This window comes from Phocaeicola sartorii JCM 17136 = DSM 21941 (assembly GCF_054653615.1).
In genome coordinates this window covers 2,070,393-2,086,086 of sequence record NZ_BAAIFW010000005.1, presented here as the reverse complement: position 1 = coordinate 2,086,086, position 15,694 = coordinate 2,070,393, and the positions used below count along the sequence as shown (strand labels likewise).

General features: G+C 40.4%; 14 protein-coding genes. 8 read left to right on the top strand and 6 right to left on the bottom strand.

All coding sequences use genetic code 11. The features are described 5' to 3' along the window. Positions 1-26: 26 nt before the first annotated feature. From ACYQ0C_RS08720 to ACYQ0C_RS08690, 7 genes are read left to right on the top strand one after another with little or no spacing between them, the layout of a single operon-like run. Positions 27-869, top strand: coding sequence for a TolC family protein (locus ACYQ0C_RS08720; RefSeq protein WP_016276403.1), 843 nt, complete (start codon positions 27-29; stop codon positions 867-869). Between the two features lie 21 nt (positions 870-890). Continuing rightward, a complete protein-coding gene (locus tag ACYQ0C_RS08715; RefSeq protein WP_016276402.1) occupies positions 891-3,038 on the top strand; it encodes a GumC family protein in 2,148 nt (715 codons plus the stop codon). Between the two features lie 3 nt (positions 3,039-3,041). Continuing rightward, the gene (locus tag ACYQ0C_RS08710; RefSeq protein WP_016276401.1) at positions 3,042-4,502 is read left to right on the top strand and encodes an O-antigen ligase family protein; all 1,461 of its coding nucleotides are present in this window, start codon (positions 3,042-3,044) and stop codon (positions 4,500-4,502) included. Continuing rightward, positions 4,483-5,388, top strand: coding sequence for a glycosyltransferase family 2 protein (locus tag ACYQ0C_RS08705; RefSeq protein WP_016276400.1), 906 nt, complete (start codon positions 4,483-4,485; stop codon positions 5,386-5,388). Before ACYQ0C_RS08710 ends, ACYQ0C_RS08705 begins: the two co-directional genes overlap by 20 nt. Then, entirely contained in the window at positions 5,385-6,509 is a 1,125-nt protein-coding gene (locus ACYQ0C_RS08700) for a glycosyltransferase (protein ID WP_016276399.1), read from the top strand. The genes ACYQ0C_RS08705 and ACYQ0C_RS08700 overlap by 4 nt, the downstream gene beginning before the upstream one ends. A gap of 7 nt (positions 6,510-6,516) precedes the next feature. After that, the gene (locus ACYQ0C_RS08695) at positions 6,517-7,677 is read left to right on the top strand and encodes a glycosyltransferase family 2 protein (protein ID WP_016276398.1); all 1,161 of its coding nucleotides are present in this window, start codon (positions 6,517-6,519) and stop codon (positions 7,675-7,677) included. A gap of 4 nt (positions 7,678-7,681) precedes the next feature. After that, complete coding sequence (locus ACYQ0C_RS08690) at positions 7,682-8,317, top strand: acyltransferase (RefSeq protein ID WP_016276397.1); 636 nt, start codon at positions 7,682-7,684, stop codon at positions 8,315-8,317. Here ACYQ0C_RS08690 and ACYQ0C_RS08685 read toward each other — a convergent pair. Then, the gene (locus tag ACYQ0C_RS08685; protein ID WP_081642403.1) at positions 8,289-9,284 is read right to left on the bottom strand and encodes a glycosyltransferase family 2 protein; all 996 of its coding nucleotides are present in this window, start codon (positions 9,282-9,284) and stop codon (positions 8,289-8,291) included. The two genes, ACYQ0C_RS08690 and ACYQ0C_RS08685, sit on opposite strands and share 29 nt — an antisense overlap. A 79-nt stretch (positions 9,285-9,363) precedes the next feature. Here ACYQ0C_RS08685 and ACYQ0C_RS08680 point away from each other — a divergent pair, with 79 nt between their 5' ends. Then, positions 9,364-10,341, top strand: coding sequence for a glycosyltransferase family 2 protein (locus ACYQ0C_RS08680; RefSeq protein WP_016276395.1), 978 nt, complete (start codon positions 9,364-9,366; stop codon positions 10,339-10,341). On the opposite strand, the gene ACYQ0C_RS08675 is transcribed toward ACYQ0C_RS08680, so the two are convergent. The 5 genes from ACYQ0C_RS08675 to ACYQ0C_RS08655 are packed head-to-tail and all read right to left on the bottom strand — an operon-like array spanning position 10,319 to position 15,435. Next, positions 10,319-11,278, bottom strand: a complete 960-nt coding sequence (locus ACYQ0C_RS08675) for a glycosyltransferase family 2 protein (RefSeq protein WP_016276394.1) — start codon at positions 11,276-11,278, stop codon at positions 10,319-10,321. The two genes, ACYQ0C_RS08680 and ACYQ0C_RS08675, sit on opposite strands and share 23 nt — an antisense overlap. Next, a complete protein-coding gene (locus tag ACYQ0C_RS08670; RefSeq protein ID WP_050582557.1) occupies positions 11,275-12,105 on the bottom strand; it encodes a hypothetical protein in 831 nt (276 codons plus the stop codon). Before ACYQ0C_RS08670 ends, ACYQ0C_RS08675 begins: the two co-directional genes overlap by 4 nt. After that, on the bottom strand, positions 12,095-13,390 hold the full coding sequence (locus ACYQ0C_RS08665) for an ABC transporter ATP-binding protein (protein ID WP_016276392.1): 1,296 nt from the start codon (positions 13,388-13,390) through the stop codon (positions 12,095-12,097). The genes ACYQ0C_RS08670 and ACYQ0C_RS08665 overlap by 11 nt, the downstream gene beginning before the upstream one ends. Positions 13,391-13,403: 13 nt before the next feature. Further along, positions 13,404-14,267 (bottom strand): ABC transporter permease, encoded by an 864-nt coding sequence (locus tag ACYQ0C_RS08660; RefSeq protein ID WP_016276391.1) that lies wholly within the window; start codon positions 14,265-14,267, stop codon positions 13,404-13,406. Further along, a complete protein-coding gene (locus ACYQ0C_RS08655) occupies positions 14,254-15,435 on the bottom strand; it encodes a glycosyltransferase (protein ID WP_016276390.1) in 1,182 nt (393 codons plus the stop codon). The genes ACYQ0C_RS08660 and ACYQ0C_RS08655 overlap by 14 nt, the downstream gene beginning before the upstream one ends. Between the last annotated feature and the right edge of the window lie 259 nt (positions 15,436-15,694).

Sequence of the window (15,694 nt, the reverse complement as noted above, 5' to 3'; positions counted from 1 at the left end):
TTTAGGAATAAAAAGGAAAGTATTATATGGGTAAAGTATGTCTTTTTATCATCTGTATATGTTGTTCTATCCATCACTTAAATGCGCAGCAGGAAGGACAACCAACACAATCGGTGCAACACCCCCTTGTGACACAAGATGATGTATTGGGGAATATGAATGTGGATTATGCGAAGATAAAGCTGCCTCCGTTAAGTGTCCTTTATGAGAATGCACGCAGCACTCCAAGCTTACAGATTCTGGAAAAGGAGAAACAACTGCAAAAAAAGCTATTGTCGAAAGAGAAAAAAAACTGGCTCGGGTTTATCAACGCCGGCGGAAGTGTTTCTTATGGTATAGCCGACAATGTGGCCAGCAATACGGATGTCAACACACCGCTTATTTACAGGTATGTAGGCACAGAGCAGACATCGTGGAATGTGGGAGGCGGCATCAGTATTCCTTTTGAAAAACTGTTCGACCTCCGGGGAGGAATTAAGCGCCAGCAAATCCAAGTGGACATTGCAGAATTAAAGAAACAGGAGGCATACGAAACGCTCAAAATACAGATCGCCCATCTATATGTCCAAATCCTGTCCAATATTGAGACATTACAAAGATCGGCTGAAAATATAGCTTTATACAAAGGCGCCTCGGCTGTTGCAGAACAGGAATATAGAAACAGACGTACCTCTATTAACGAAGTGGCTAAAACAAAGGAGCAGGAATTTGCCGCCAATCAGGCCTTCGCCTTACTACGCTCCACCATTAACGACCAACTGCTAACTCTTGAAATAATCTCCCACACACCTATCCTGACCATACAAGGAGAAAAGGAGGAGCAAGAAACAACGGTACAGAGACAAGAGGGGGAAGAGAACAAGAAGTAAAAAAGACAAAAAGAAATAAGCATGGAATTATTTAAATATATAGTCAAGTTTATCTATCGCATCCGCTGGTGGATGGTTCTCTTTCCATGTATGGCCGGCATCATAGCGTGGTTCCTTACCAGGAACCTGGAAAAAACGTATGATGTAAAAACCACCATATTTACAGGAATCATATCCGGATACAACGTAGATGCCACCGATACCAGAAACGCCACCGTGCACATGAGTAATTTAATGAATATCATCACGACAGAGCGCACGCTGAAAATAGTATCTCTGAAACTGCTTGCCCGCTGTTTGGTGTACGGTGATGCCGAAAGAAACACCAGCTATATTTCAGCCATACATTACCAGCAGCTGGTTTCCGGCATTCCACGAGAGTTACAGGCATTGATAGACAAGCAAAACGAAGAGAAAACCTATCATAATCTGGTAGCTTTCGAACGCCCGTCCATCAATAATTTTATCTACCAACTGCTTAACTACACCCATCCTTATTTCAGCGTGCCCTTGCTTTCGCAACATATAAAAGTTGCCAGGTTGGGAAACAGCGATATGATTGAGATCGCTTATAGTACCAACGACCCGGGAATAGCTTATAACACGCTTGAAATACTGAATGAAGAGTTTGTCAAGCAGTATCATGAATTACGCTATGGAGAAACGGATAATGTTATCAAATTCTTCCAAGAAGAACTGGCCAGACTAGGTAAAATGCTGACCGCCGCCGAGGATTCTTTGATAGAGTACAATATCGAGAACCGCATCATCAACTACGGAGAACAAACCAAACAGGTGGCAAGCATGGACGCCGCTTACCGGATGATGGACAATGATTTACTTGTCAATTACTCCACCAGCAAGGCGTTGATTGATTTTTATGAATACAAACTAGGTGATGTGGCTAAATTGATCCGTACCAACAACGAGTTTATGGACAAGCTTCATCAAATGTCCCAATTGAATACTCAGATCTCAACCATGGAAGTCACTCCGGACGAAAAGAACCGGAAGAAGCTGGAAGAACAAAAAAACATTTTAAGTAATGCCGAACAAAATATCAATGATCTCGCTCTGAGACTCAGTGCTGAAGCCGCAAGCACAAACAATGTATCATACGAAACCCTCATCAGCCAGTGGCTTGACCAAATAGTCCTTGCCGAAAAGACCAAAGCCCAAATGGAGGCACGAGATATAATGAGAGAGAATTTAAATGAAGATTTTCTCTATTTCTCCCCCATCGGCGCCACTTTGGGCCGGAAAGAAAGACATATCAGTTTTGTAGAAAGCAACTACATGTCCACAATGGGAGCCTTGAATGCAGCCATCTTGCGACAAAAGAATCTGGAAATGACCTCGGCTTCATTAAAAATCATGAACCCGCCCTTGTTTCCGCTGACCTCCTCACCCACCAATGCACGTATGATTATACTTGCATCCATACTGGGTACTTTACTTTTCATCATCGGTTATTTTCTGATTATCGAAATACTGGACCGTACCCTCAGGGACAAAATCCGGACAGAACGAATCACCGGAGGAACAGTCATCGGCGCATATCCTAAAGAAAGCAAGTTAAGATACAGACGCTATAATAAAGCCATAAACGAAATGGCCGTCAAGCAACTCAGCACCGCTTTATTGCCTTATCTCAGCGTACAGAAACAGCGAGTCATCAATCTGTTAAGTACAGAAGAGAAAGACGGCAAGACTCATGTCGCCCGCCTGATAGAGGAATATTGGAGCAGCATCGGCTTAAATGTCCGCCGCATTACATACGATGAAGATTTCCTTAGTGAAGACAGCCAGTATGTACAGGCAAACAACTTGAAAGAACTATGTCCCGATTTGGAAGAAGATGAAATTCTTCTTATCGAACACCCTGTTCTGAAAAGCAATCCTTTACCTCCGGCTTTATTAAATGAAGCATCCATCAACCTGCTGGTTGTCCGTGCCAACCGTACTTGGAAAAATACGGATCAAGCAATGTACGAGCATTTGTTACAAGTTAAACAGAAAGAAGTGCCCGTCCTTTTCTATCTGACACAAGCAGACAGAAATACGGTGGAAGACTTTACAGGACAGTTACCTCCTTACACAAACTTTAAGAATTTGGAATACAGGCTGTTTCAACTTGGATTGACCGCCATTGAGCACAAAAGGAAATAAATAATGATAGCAAAAGGAATAAATATAACCCATACAGGCCAGGTCCTGGCCAGTTTCATGATCGGACTGTTCTTATGCCTATGGACGGCTCTCAACATGAAACCCGCCATAGGGATCGTTATAGGACTCATACCTTTTGCCGCATTTTTTATTTTTATATGCATAAACAAACCCACCATTCTTCTGGTCATCACCTTTATGCTGAATTACCTGATAATGGGAATTAACAGATATCATTCCATCCCTATAGCCATTACCAATATCTTTGATTTGCTCTACGGTGTCATGTTGGCCCTTATTCTTCTGAAACAGCTACAAAGCAATCATAATTTCAAGAAAATACTGAATGTCTATACCTGCATCACATTGATCTGGCTGCTATACTGTATCATCAACATAGGTAATGACATTACCGGTGAATTCTATCTGGAAGCATGGCTCCGTATTTTAAGGCCATGGGCCTTATACCCTATTCTGACCTGTATTATTCTATCCATACACTGCAATCGCTACACTTTTATCCATTACTTTTTAGCGCTATGGAGCATCATGACCCTACTGGCTGTCGCAAAAGGATATTGGCAAAAGAATAGAGGCTTTGACAGTACCGAATTAAGCTGGTTATGGGCCTACGGCGCACGTACCCACTTTATTCATTCCGGCATCCGTTATTTTTCCTTTTTTACTGATGCGGGGCTTTTCGGTGCCAGCATGGGATTATCCTGCACAGTCTTCACGCTTACTTTTTTCTACACAAAAAATTTATATCTCAGAGTACTCTATCTAATAACAGGTATGGCAGGGTTTTACGGTCTGCTACTATCAGGAACCCGGTCGGCCATAGCAGTTCCCATCGCCGGATTGGGGCTCTTTCTGTTCCTATCTAAAAATTGGAAAATAGGCGTCATTTCCTTCATTCTGCTTTTTGGAGGCGTAGGAATGTTGAAATACACCAAGATCGGAGAAAATAATAAATTGATCCGGCGTATGCGTACTGCCTTCGACACTGAAGACCAATCGATGATGACACGTTTTGAGAATCAGAAAGCGTTGAATGCCTATATGGACGAAATGCCTTTCGGCATAGGTATGGGAGCCATAGACGGAGTGGTGCCTCCCCATAACAAATATTATTTCGTTTCCATCTGCCCCTCAGACTCCAGCCTGGTAGATGTATGGAAACAAATGGGAATAGTGGGACTGTGTGTTTTTTTGGGCATGCACGCCATTCTATTCCTATCAGGCTCCTACCTCCTTTTATTCAAAATCAGAAATCCGGAAATCCGGGGGCCGCTGACAGGTATGTTATGTGGTTGTGCAGGCATATTGGTAGCTTCTTACGCCAATATGGTTTATTTCCAGTTTCCTAACGGAATCTTGATTTATTCCTGTTTCACCTTTGTTTTTTTAGGACCTTATTTAGACAAACAATACTCAGAAGCACATGGACTACCGACAGCCTGATCTATCCGTCATCACCGTGAACTATAACGGTTTTCACGACACCTGCGAATTCATTGACTCGTGGGTAGCCACTATATCCTCTGTCAGTTACGAAATGATAGTCATCGACAATGGTTCCACCACCAATGAAGCCGCCTTGCTACAAAAAACATATCCTTTTATCCAAGCCGTCCGCAGTGAACAGAATTTAGGATTCGCCGGAGGCAACAATCTGGGCATAAACCTTGCAAAAGGGAGATACCTGTTCTTGCTGAACAATGATGTTTGTATGGTCAAGGATACCATACCCCTATTGATAAACCGCCTTCTGTCCTCCGACAAGACAGCAGGTGTCTCCCCATTAATACGTGATTATACAGAACCACACGCCATACAATTTGCAGGATATACCCAACTTTCCCCCATTACCTTAAGAAACAGAGCCATAGGCAAAGGAGAAATAAACAAGGACTCTTATCCTGCCCGAAGAACACCCTATCTGCATGGTGCCGCCATGTTACTAAAAAAAGAAATGATAGATAAATCAGGACTCATGCCCGAAGATTATTTTCTATATTATGAGGAACTGGACTGGTGTACCTATATCAATATGGAAGGTTACGAATTATGGTACGATCCCGCTTGCGAAATATGGCACAAAGACAGCGGCTCCACCGGAAAAGAAAGCCCGTTGAAATACTATTATCTGAGTAGAAACAGACTACTGTATGCCTACCGCAACCTCTTTGGCTGGAAACTTCCGGTTTCCATCTTGTACCAGACGCTGATCGTATGCCCCAAAAACATACTGACAGCTTTGATAAAAGGAAAGAGAGCCATAGCCAAAGCACATTGGGAAGGAACAAAAGCATTTTTCAAACTTAAAATCAAAGACAAACAGCCATGATATTTCTAGAATACATAGAATTACTACTCTTCGCAATATGTGCCTTTACAGTTTTTTACCTGCTGGTATATGCCATAGCGGCAACGAGCAACCGCACAGACAAATATTCCGAATCAAAAGTGAAACATCGTTTCGCCATATTGATACCCGCATACGAGGATGATGAGCACATTCTTTATGCCGTCAAGTCTTTTCTAGAGCAGGACTACCCCATAGACTGCTTTGACATTATCGTCATTTCCGATCATCTGAGACCGGAAACAGACTTGCAATTATCCCAATATCCCATCATTCTTTTAAAAGCACGATTCAAGAAAAGTTCAAAAACTAAATCTGTCAAAGCCGCCATGTCACAACTGAAAGAGGGACAATACGATATCGTTTTGATGATGAATGCGGACAATGTAGTGGACAAAAACTTTCTGGCGGAAATCAACAACACCTATGCCAGCGGCTCCAACGCCATCCAAACTCACCGTATCTATCAGGAAAGACCGGATAATGTCAGTATTTTATATGCCATATCCGATGAAATCAACAATTCCATTCTTCGCGCCGGACACGTCAACCTGGGACTTTCCGCCTCACTGAACGGCTCGGGGACAGCCATTGACTTCACTTGGTTCAAAGAGCATATCGGTCATTTAAAAGATGATGACGATGAAAAAGTCATAGAGTCCCTGTTGCTCCGTGAAAGAATGTATGTAGAATATCTGAACAAGACTCATGTATATGCCTTAAAAAATGGAGAAGAGAAAAAACGCCATGCCCGGCACGACAATTGGGGCAAAGCCCAATATTATTCTTTTTTCACCAATATAGGTAATTTACCCGCCGCCATTCTAAGTGGAAATTTTGATTACGCCGACCGCATTTTACAGTGGTTCATCTTTCCCCGCACTCTCTTATCGGGCATTATCTTCTTATCCGGATGCCTGTCCATATACTTCGGTTGGGACGCCTGTCTGAAGTGGTGGGGCTTACTCCTAACTTTTCTATTGGTCATGGCTATAGCCATCCCTGACTATCTGGTTGACAAGAAGTTCAACAAAGCCATGAAAGCTATCCCCTCCTTGGCAGCAGGCATGATATTCAATATACTTTTGAAAAAGAAAAAATAAAAGACTCATGATACCGGAAGTTATACACATCATGGAATATATACTATATATCTACCTTTCCGTCAGTGTGGGGTATATAGTCCTGTTCTCTGCCGCCTCTCATTTCTTCAAACAAAAAAAATATCCCGACGCCCCTGTCCTGCAACGTTTTATCATCCTCGTTCCCGCCTATAAAGAGGATGCGGTCATCCACGCCTGCGTCACTTCCGTTCTGCGCCAAACTTATCCGGCAGAGCTTTATAACCTGATAGTCATATCCGACCACATGCGTCCCGAAACCAATGCATCACTGCGCAAAGAACGCATCAGCTTGATAGAACTGCATGAAAAGGAAAGTTCCAAGGCAAAAGCCCTGCGCATTGCAGCAGAAACTATTACAAACCAGACATACGATTATGTCCTCATACTGGATGCTGACAATCTGATCTCCCCCTGTTATCTTCAAGAACTGAACAAGGCAACTTCACAGGGAATAAAAGCCATACAGACACACCGCAAAGCCAAAAATATGAATACAGACATAGCCCTATTGGATGCCGCCATCGAAGAGATGAACAATTCCATCTTCCGCAAGGGACACATCCGGCTGGGATTTTCATCTGCCCTTACCGGCTCCGGAATGGCTTTCGATTTCCGATGGTTTGTCCGGAACATCATCCATACCCATAGTACGGGCGAAGACAAAGAACTGGAAGAACTTCTGCTCCGCCAAGGCATTCACATTGAATATATAGACACATTAGAGACATTGGACGAAAAGGTCCGGCAACCGGACGCCTTGCGTAACCAGCGCCGCCGCTGGATAGCCTCCCAGCTTTTCCTTGCCTTGAAAATGGGACGCAACCTCCCCACGGCCTTAGCGGAGGGAAACGGAGATTATCTGCTGAAAACCCTCCAGGCCTTTATCGCCCCCCGCAGCATTCTGTTGGGGCTCATCGGATTCTTTTCATGTATTCTCTGCATTTTCTCTCCGGTTTCTTCCATAAAGTGGTGGATTTTGCTTATCTTGCTGAACGGTGCATTATACCTGGCCATTCCGCCCAATATGAGATATAAATATATGAGCAGAATCCTCAGACAGACACCTTATTTTGTAATCATTATGCTTCTCAACTTGTTTCACTTGAAAGGAATGGCACAGAAGTTCAACCATACACAGCATGGATAGAATTATGAATATAAAGGAGTACTTACAACAACACCCGCAATGGAAAAAACGGATACACGGTTTCATCATGCATCCGGTAAAGACACGCCCCTATTGGTGGATACGCGTATGGCAGCCTTTCTACATAAAAAAAGGCCGGGGCTCAGTCATTTATCCCAGTGTACGGAAAGACCTTCCACCGTTCTATCTGTTCCAGATGGGAAAATATTCGGTAGTGGAAGATTTCTCCTGCTTGAACAATGCCGTAGGCGACATCATAATCGGTGACTATTGCCGGATAGGACTCAGCAATACGGTCATCGGTCCCATCCGGATAGACAACGGGGTCAATATTTCACAAAATGTAGTCCTGATAGGACTAGATCACAATTACCAAGATATCACTAAAGGCATCATCGAACAAGGTATCACCACTTCTCCTATCCATATCGGAGAACATACCATCATAGGAGCCAACGTGATTGTACTGCCCGGAATCACCATCGGCAAACATTGTTTTATCGGTGCAGGGTGTGTGGTTACCCAAAACATACCCGATTATTGTGTCACGGTAGGAAATCCCGCACGCATTATCAAACGCTACAACCTTCAATCACAACAATGGGAAAAATTCAACAAATGTATCCTTTCCAACGTTTAAAATAAAAATAAATAATTGATGGCATCACTATAATTAATAAGGCTCCTAAAAAGGAAATTCCACAATATTTACGCTCCGCCAGCATCTGCCTTTTATTTTTCCGAAGGTAGGTAATCACTTCATTATAATAATTTGCATATTTTTTCCTATCGTGTTTCACTATGACCGACAATATCATAAACAAATACAATATTTTTTGACGCTTTGCCAAATAAGCCAAAGAAGAATAATGTTTGACCACCATTTGTTCTATTTCATTTACTCTATAAAAAGTTCCCTCAAGGTATTTCAGAAATTGCTGGTCCCTAAAAGTTCTACTAGTTGAAGCATCACGAATAGTATATAAATAAATAGGCGAATCTTGCATTACAGTAAGGGAGGAATACAAAAAAGCTTGACTATTAAATAAAAAATCCTCATCACACCTACCCACCTCAAATCTGATATGATATTTGTCCAAAAAGGTTTTCCTATAGAGTTTAGTCCAGACATAAATATCCATACTCTCTCTTATTAAAAACTCTTTCATAGCTTCATAATTGTTCCATACATTAACAGCACCACTATGAGTATTATGAATGAATTTTCCGTTTTCATATCTTGCAACATAAGAACCTGCCGCAATATCCGCATCTGCATCCTCTATATTACTTGCCAATATTCGAACTGTATCCGAATAATAGAAATCATCATTGTCAAGAAATCCAATATAATCCCCTTTCGCCAAATCCATACCTGAATTTCTTGCTGACGCCTGCCCTGCATTCAATTGATGCACCACTTTGATCCTATTATCTTTTCGGGCATAAGTATCACATATTTCTCCGGATGAATCTGTAGAACCATCATCAACCAATATCAATTCCCAATTGGAATACGTCTGCGCTAATACGGAATTTATCGTATCACACAAAAACTTCTCAGCCTGATAAACAGGCATAATAATGCTAACCAATTTTTTATTCATAGTCAATACAAAAATAAGCAATTAATTTACTTGATATTATAAAAAAAGAAAGTAATTTTGGATTCAAAGTATTCATTATATGCCAAATATAGTTTTAAGTATCATCATTCCCGTATACAATGTTGAACAATACATAAATCAATGTATAGATAGTATTCTCATCCAAACTTATCATGATTATGAAATAATCCTGATAGATGACGGCTCAACGGATTCATCCGGAAAAATATGTGATACCTATGCCCAAAAAGATAATAGGATCAAAGTGGTACATAAAATAAATGGAGGGGTCAGTTCCGCACGCAATATAGGATTACAAATGATAAAAGGCAAGTATTTGACCTTCATTGATCCTGACGATTTCATCAACATAGACACCTATGAGGAAAACATGAACATTATGATAAACAATAGTGAAATAGATATTCTGCAATATCCTTTTTGCAAATTGCACAGCACTGAATATGTAGAAACTCCGACTAATAGTTGTCAATATATTAAAGGAACTGAAGCTATATTCTCCAACTGGTGGTCAGGAAGTCCCATCCATTATTCCATATGGAATAAAATATTCAAAAAAGAAATATTCAATCATATCACCTTTTTAGAAGGACATGTTTCAGAAGACACACGGCTCCTTGTTGATTTCTGTAAAAAAGCAAAAACAGTTTACCTTTCAGACAAGGGACTATACTATTATCGCATAAGAGAATCTTCACTCACGTCTAATTATACATTTGACAAACATCTGGATTTATTCTATGCCCACCTTTCCATATATACAGAACTTATAAAATTTCCTATATTAACTTCCCAACAAGTACCAGCATTCGAAAGAATGTTCCGAAGATTAGTTCAAGCCAAACAAAGCAATATTACAGCCGACTTAGCTAAAGAATCAAAACAGATAAACAACCTATTTCCAGCTTGGAAAGATATTTTTAGAGCCCAGGGAAGTAGTAAGCTTTGGCTTTCTACCGCTAAAATCTTAGGTACAAAGATCTTTATCGAACTCTATCCTCACTATTCAAAGTTTAAAATAAGTAAATCAGTTTAATCAATATAGTCATTTTATGCTCTGCAAGCCAAAATAATAAAATTTCTCTTTTTCCATAAGCAAAGTTTCTCCATGTTTTATTAGCTTCAGGATACAACGTATAATATTTATCAATATCGAAATATTCCTTATTGATCAAATAAGTTTGTTTACACATTATAATCCTTGCATATAAAGCTTTTTTATAAGTCTGCCAAATATCATTGAGTTCCAAAAAAGTTTTTACCGCACCTATAGCTTTTATTCTATCCACCAAAAACAATTCATAATTCTTAGTATAGCTATAAGAATTTCCTATTACAGTATAATAATACAATACATTCGAGATATCTACGGTTAAATTAGAATAATAAAATAACTTGATGCTCATTATATAGTCTTCACAAGCATTAATTCCGTCTTCAAATTGTAATGAGTTCCTATCATAAAGGTTCCTCTTCACAAATAATTTCCACATAGCATCCACTCCCGAAAGACTACTTATTGCCTTTTCCAATAATTGCTGTTTATTTTGCATAGGCTCGTGAGTGACAACCTCATAATTCCCGTTCTCATTATTCACATAATAATTATAGCGTATAATCTCAGCTCCAGTTTCACATGCTTTATTATAAAGTATTTCTATCGCATTCAGTTCCACATAATCATCACTATCTATAAATATGCAATATTCTCCTTTGGCTTCCTTTAACAGTTCATTTCTCGTTTGAGCAATTCCTACATTTTTAGAATGCGATATAACCTTTACAAATTTTAGTTTATTAGGATATAGCTGCATAACCCTTTCCAAAACGATCATACTTCTATCTGGCGAACAATCGTTTATAAATACATATTCTATATTTTCATAAGTCTGCCCAAAGACAGAATGCAAACACCTCTCAATATAATCTTCAACTCTATATATTGGTATTAATATGGATATTAATGCACTCATTTTCTAATAATTAATTGACATACTAAAACACAAAATATTATTATAGTCCAATAAATCTTCACTAAAAATTGATTTACGAAAGGTCTTTTTTTCAAAGCATATTTTTTATTAAAATACAAATTATCCGCCAAGACCCATCTCACACATTGTAATCGTTCATATACTGATAGATTTGATTGATAAGCTTGTGTATTTGTTCCTGAAATTCCTCGAATTAGCGGAATATCAAAAAGAGGGAACAAATCATATTCATTCTGTTCTTTTACTGCTTTTCCTAACATGTGTTCAAAATAAATGTAATCACGGTCATCCACATATTCTTTCAATGGAATAAAATATTTCTTCAAAAATAAAACCGGGGCTATAAAAATTTGACTATGAACAAAGGTACCATCTTTATTTATTCGCAATTGAATGCAATTATCTCCGAACATCTTCCTGACAGCTATCAGCATCCTTATATTCAGCACCTTTAGTCGTCCTGTTATTTTTATAACATGAGTTCCATCCTGCAACAGTTTAGAATGTAAAAAGGCATATTCCAAAATTTCTATCTCCCCTACCCCTTTGCCTCTCCTTTTATCATAATGATTCCCGTCAAACGTCAGATACTCCAATCTGCCGGATGCAATATAAGAACTGAATTCACCACTCATATCACACAACGTATTTTCACAAAATACAATTGGCAGTTTCGTTTTTTGTAAATAGAAACAAAGTGCTTTTTTATACTCTTCCATTCTCTGTCGGCAATCAGTGTGCAATGTATTAGCCATTCCGCCAGGATTAACACAAGCTGTAAGAAAAATAACACATTTATGCTTCATGGTCTAAAGACTCTATCATTTGAAACCCCACCATCCAATTCTCTCTGAACAAAGAACTTTTAATACTTATTTGCTCACAAAAACGATTGCCAAAACCATTTGTCCCCCTTTGAACGATAGTGAAAGACAAACTTGACTTTTCCGTAGTATAACATTTTATATTACGCTCCGCCACATCAAATATAACATGATAGTTACCATCTGACAACGTATAAGGAGGTATTTTAAATATAAAACAATAAATTCCGGGACCCAATGTGGTCAAATCATTATTATCATTATAATCAGCCCGAGCCAAAGGATGTCCCCAACTACTATATAAATTAAAGCCAATTACTAACGATGGCACTTTTTTAGCCACTTTCACCTTGAAAGCTATAATAATTTCAGAGTTATTATAATATATATCCCCATCACTTGATTTTACGGAAGCATACAATAACTGCAATATTTCAGGAGCACCTTCACCTTCCACAAATTCATTTTGTAATGCAATTCCACTTTGATAAACATTTACTGTCTCACATATATTTCCAGAAAAAGATATGCAACCATTATCCAGCAATATGCCTTTTGTACATAATTGCTGCATACTTCCCATATTATGACTCACAAACAGTACTGTCCGTCCCTCTCCTTTCGCCACGTCCTGCATCTTGCCTATGGCCTTCTTTTGGAACTCCGCATCCCCCACCGCTAACACCTCGTCCACCACCAAGATTTCCGGTTCCAAATGGGCAGCGATAGCAAAACCCAACCGCACGGTCATACCCGAAGAATAACGTTTTACGGGAGTATCGATATATTTCTCCACACCAGCGAAGGCCACAATCTCATCCAGCTTGCGGGTAATCTCCGCTTTGGTCATCCCCATGATGGAACCATTCATATAAATATTCTCCCGTCCCGTCATTTCAGGATGAAAGCCTGTACCCACTTCCAGCAAAGAGGCAATGCGCCCCCGTGCACGAATACAACCGGTAGTAGGAGAAGTCACCCGCGAAAGGATTTTCAACAAAGTGGACTTTCCCGCACCGTTCTTACCGATAATACCCAGCACTTCACCTTCCTCCACATGGAAATTAATATCTTTCAACGCCCATACCAAATTCCCCATCGCTTTCTTGGAACGGTCATTCTCTTCCCCGATTCTGAGATACGGGTCTTCCTTCCCACGAATCCGCGCCCACCAACGATTCAAATCGCGGCTCAGCGTTCCGGTGCCGATGCTTCCCAATGCATACTGCTTGCTGATATTCTGAAACTCTATCGCTATTTTTCCCATCCTGTCCCTCCTTTTAAATCACATCCATGAAACTACGTTGCACTCTGTTAAAAGTCATCATCCCCCAAAGCATCACCACCACTGTAAACACCAACGTGTAGCCTAAGTGGAACCAACTGAAAGTCCCTACTCCCAAGAATCCGAATTTAAATGTTTCGATAATGGAAGTCAGCGGATTCGCCACAATGAGCCACATATACTGCTCATGACTCTGCCTCATCACAGACAAAGGGTAAATAACCGGAGTGGCATACATCCACAACTGTACCCCGAAAGTAATCAAGAAACGCAAGTCGCGGTATTTGGTCGTCAAGGAGGATATCAATAATCCGAAACCCAAGCCAAGACCTGCCAACATAAGCAGTAACAAGGGAGCCAACCAAGCATATCCGTTGACCATCAACGAATATCCGTTGCCCAAATAGTAAATGTAAATTATAACAAACAGCCCGAACTGAATGCCCATCTTTATCATACAAGATATAACAATGGACAAGGGTACTACCAGACGAGGGAAATATACTTTTCCAAATACATTCTGATTGGCATTGAACGTATCCGAACAGCGGCTTAAACATTCCGAAAAATAATTCCAGCAGAGCAAGCCCGCCATATAAAACAGCGGTTGGGGAAGTCCGTCAGTAGAAATACCGGCAATACCGCCAAAAACAAACATGAACATGACAGTAGTAAGCAATGGCTGGATCACAAACCACAACGGGCCTAAAACAGTCTGTTTATAAAAAGTAACGATATCCCGTCTGATATACATTACCAGCAAATCCCGATACCGCCACACCTCCTCCAGATCCAACCGGAACAAACCAGACCGAGGCTCGATCACAATATCCCATTTTTTCTGTTCATCTTGTACCATACACTACCTTTTTTAGCAAGTTATTCCAACTGTCACATACTTTCTCTATATGAAATGTATCAGCATATTCCACCGCTTTATTTCCCATCCATTCCCAGTCCGCCCGCTCAGCCATATACGACATACATCCAGCCAACTGAGTTATATTTTCTTTCTCAAAAAGAACGGCCATGCCTTTGTCTTTCAGCAACTCGCGCGTTATCGGCAAATCAGATGCGATAACAGGCAGTCCATGCGCCATAGCCTCTATCATCACCAGCCCGAATCCCTCCCAACGGGAACTCAACACATACATACTGGAATGCGCATAATACTCCTGCACCTCTTTCGTGAAAGGATGTAACTTTATACTCTTTTCCAGTTCATATTCATTGATCAATGAACGGTAAAGCACTTCCTCAGGACCCTCCCCCACGATTTCCAGCGTCCAGTCCGGATGAGTTTTCACAAAAACGGAAAAAGCCTTTATTAAAATATCAAATCCTTTATGTCCGAATGAAAAACGACCGACCGCCAATATCTTTCTATATCCCTTATCCCCCCGCCCTTTGGGCAGCACAGTCAGAGGGTTGTATATCACCTCGCAGTCCAAGTTCATTTTCCGAAGGAAACAACCGGCATCCGCATGACTTAAAACCACCCTCTCGTCCAATTTTCTCATCTGAACTTGAAAAAAGCAATCCAATCCCGGCAAATAGGGAGTTTCCTTCTCAAAGAATGCTTCATAAGAATTGTGCAGCCAGCCAACAGTTTTTGTTTGGATCCGGCTCTTTACAGCAGAAAGATGTAGAGCCATAAAGGCATGTACCCCGATGACCACATCACATTGCCGGGCATTTATTTTCCTTGCCAATGTCCGTTTATAAGAAGGAGGAAAAAAACTGGCAGCATACCATGCTGAAGTCTGCCGGGTATGAGGCAGTCCATGTTTATATAAGAAACTATAGCCTTTACATAACAAACGTTCAATAAAAGAAGAAGCGGAATAAGAGAAATAATCAAACAGCACGGTACTTTCGGCATATCCGTACATCGACAAGTCCGTACAAGTATCCGTAGTCAGTATCGTGACTTCATGTTTCCCAGACAAGGCCTTGGCTATTTCAGCCAACACACGCTGTACTCCACCGAAACTGAAGACAGTATCACAATAAAATAATATTCTCATGGAATTTAGATTACACTCTTTCTTCGCAAAGATACAATAAAGAAACGAAAATAAATGCGGAATGAGGAAAGATTATTATATCATATAAAACAAGAAAATACACACTTCCACCCACGTACGTCCGCATAGAGCTACACGAACGTATGCATAGCCCTACACATACGTATGTATAATCCGATGCGAACGTACGTGTAAATTCTGCACATTCCAAAGAGTGCAAAACGTCTTAAAAAGACGATTTGGTCTTTACCGCTATCGA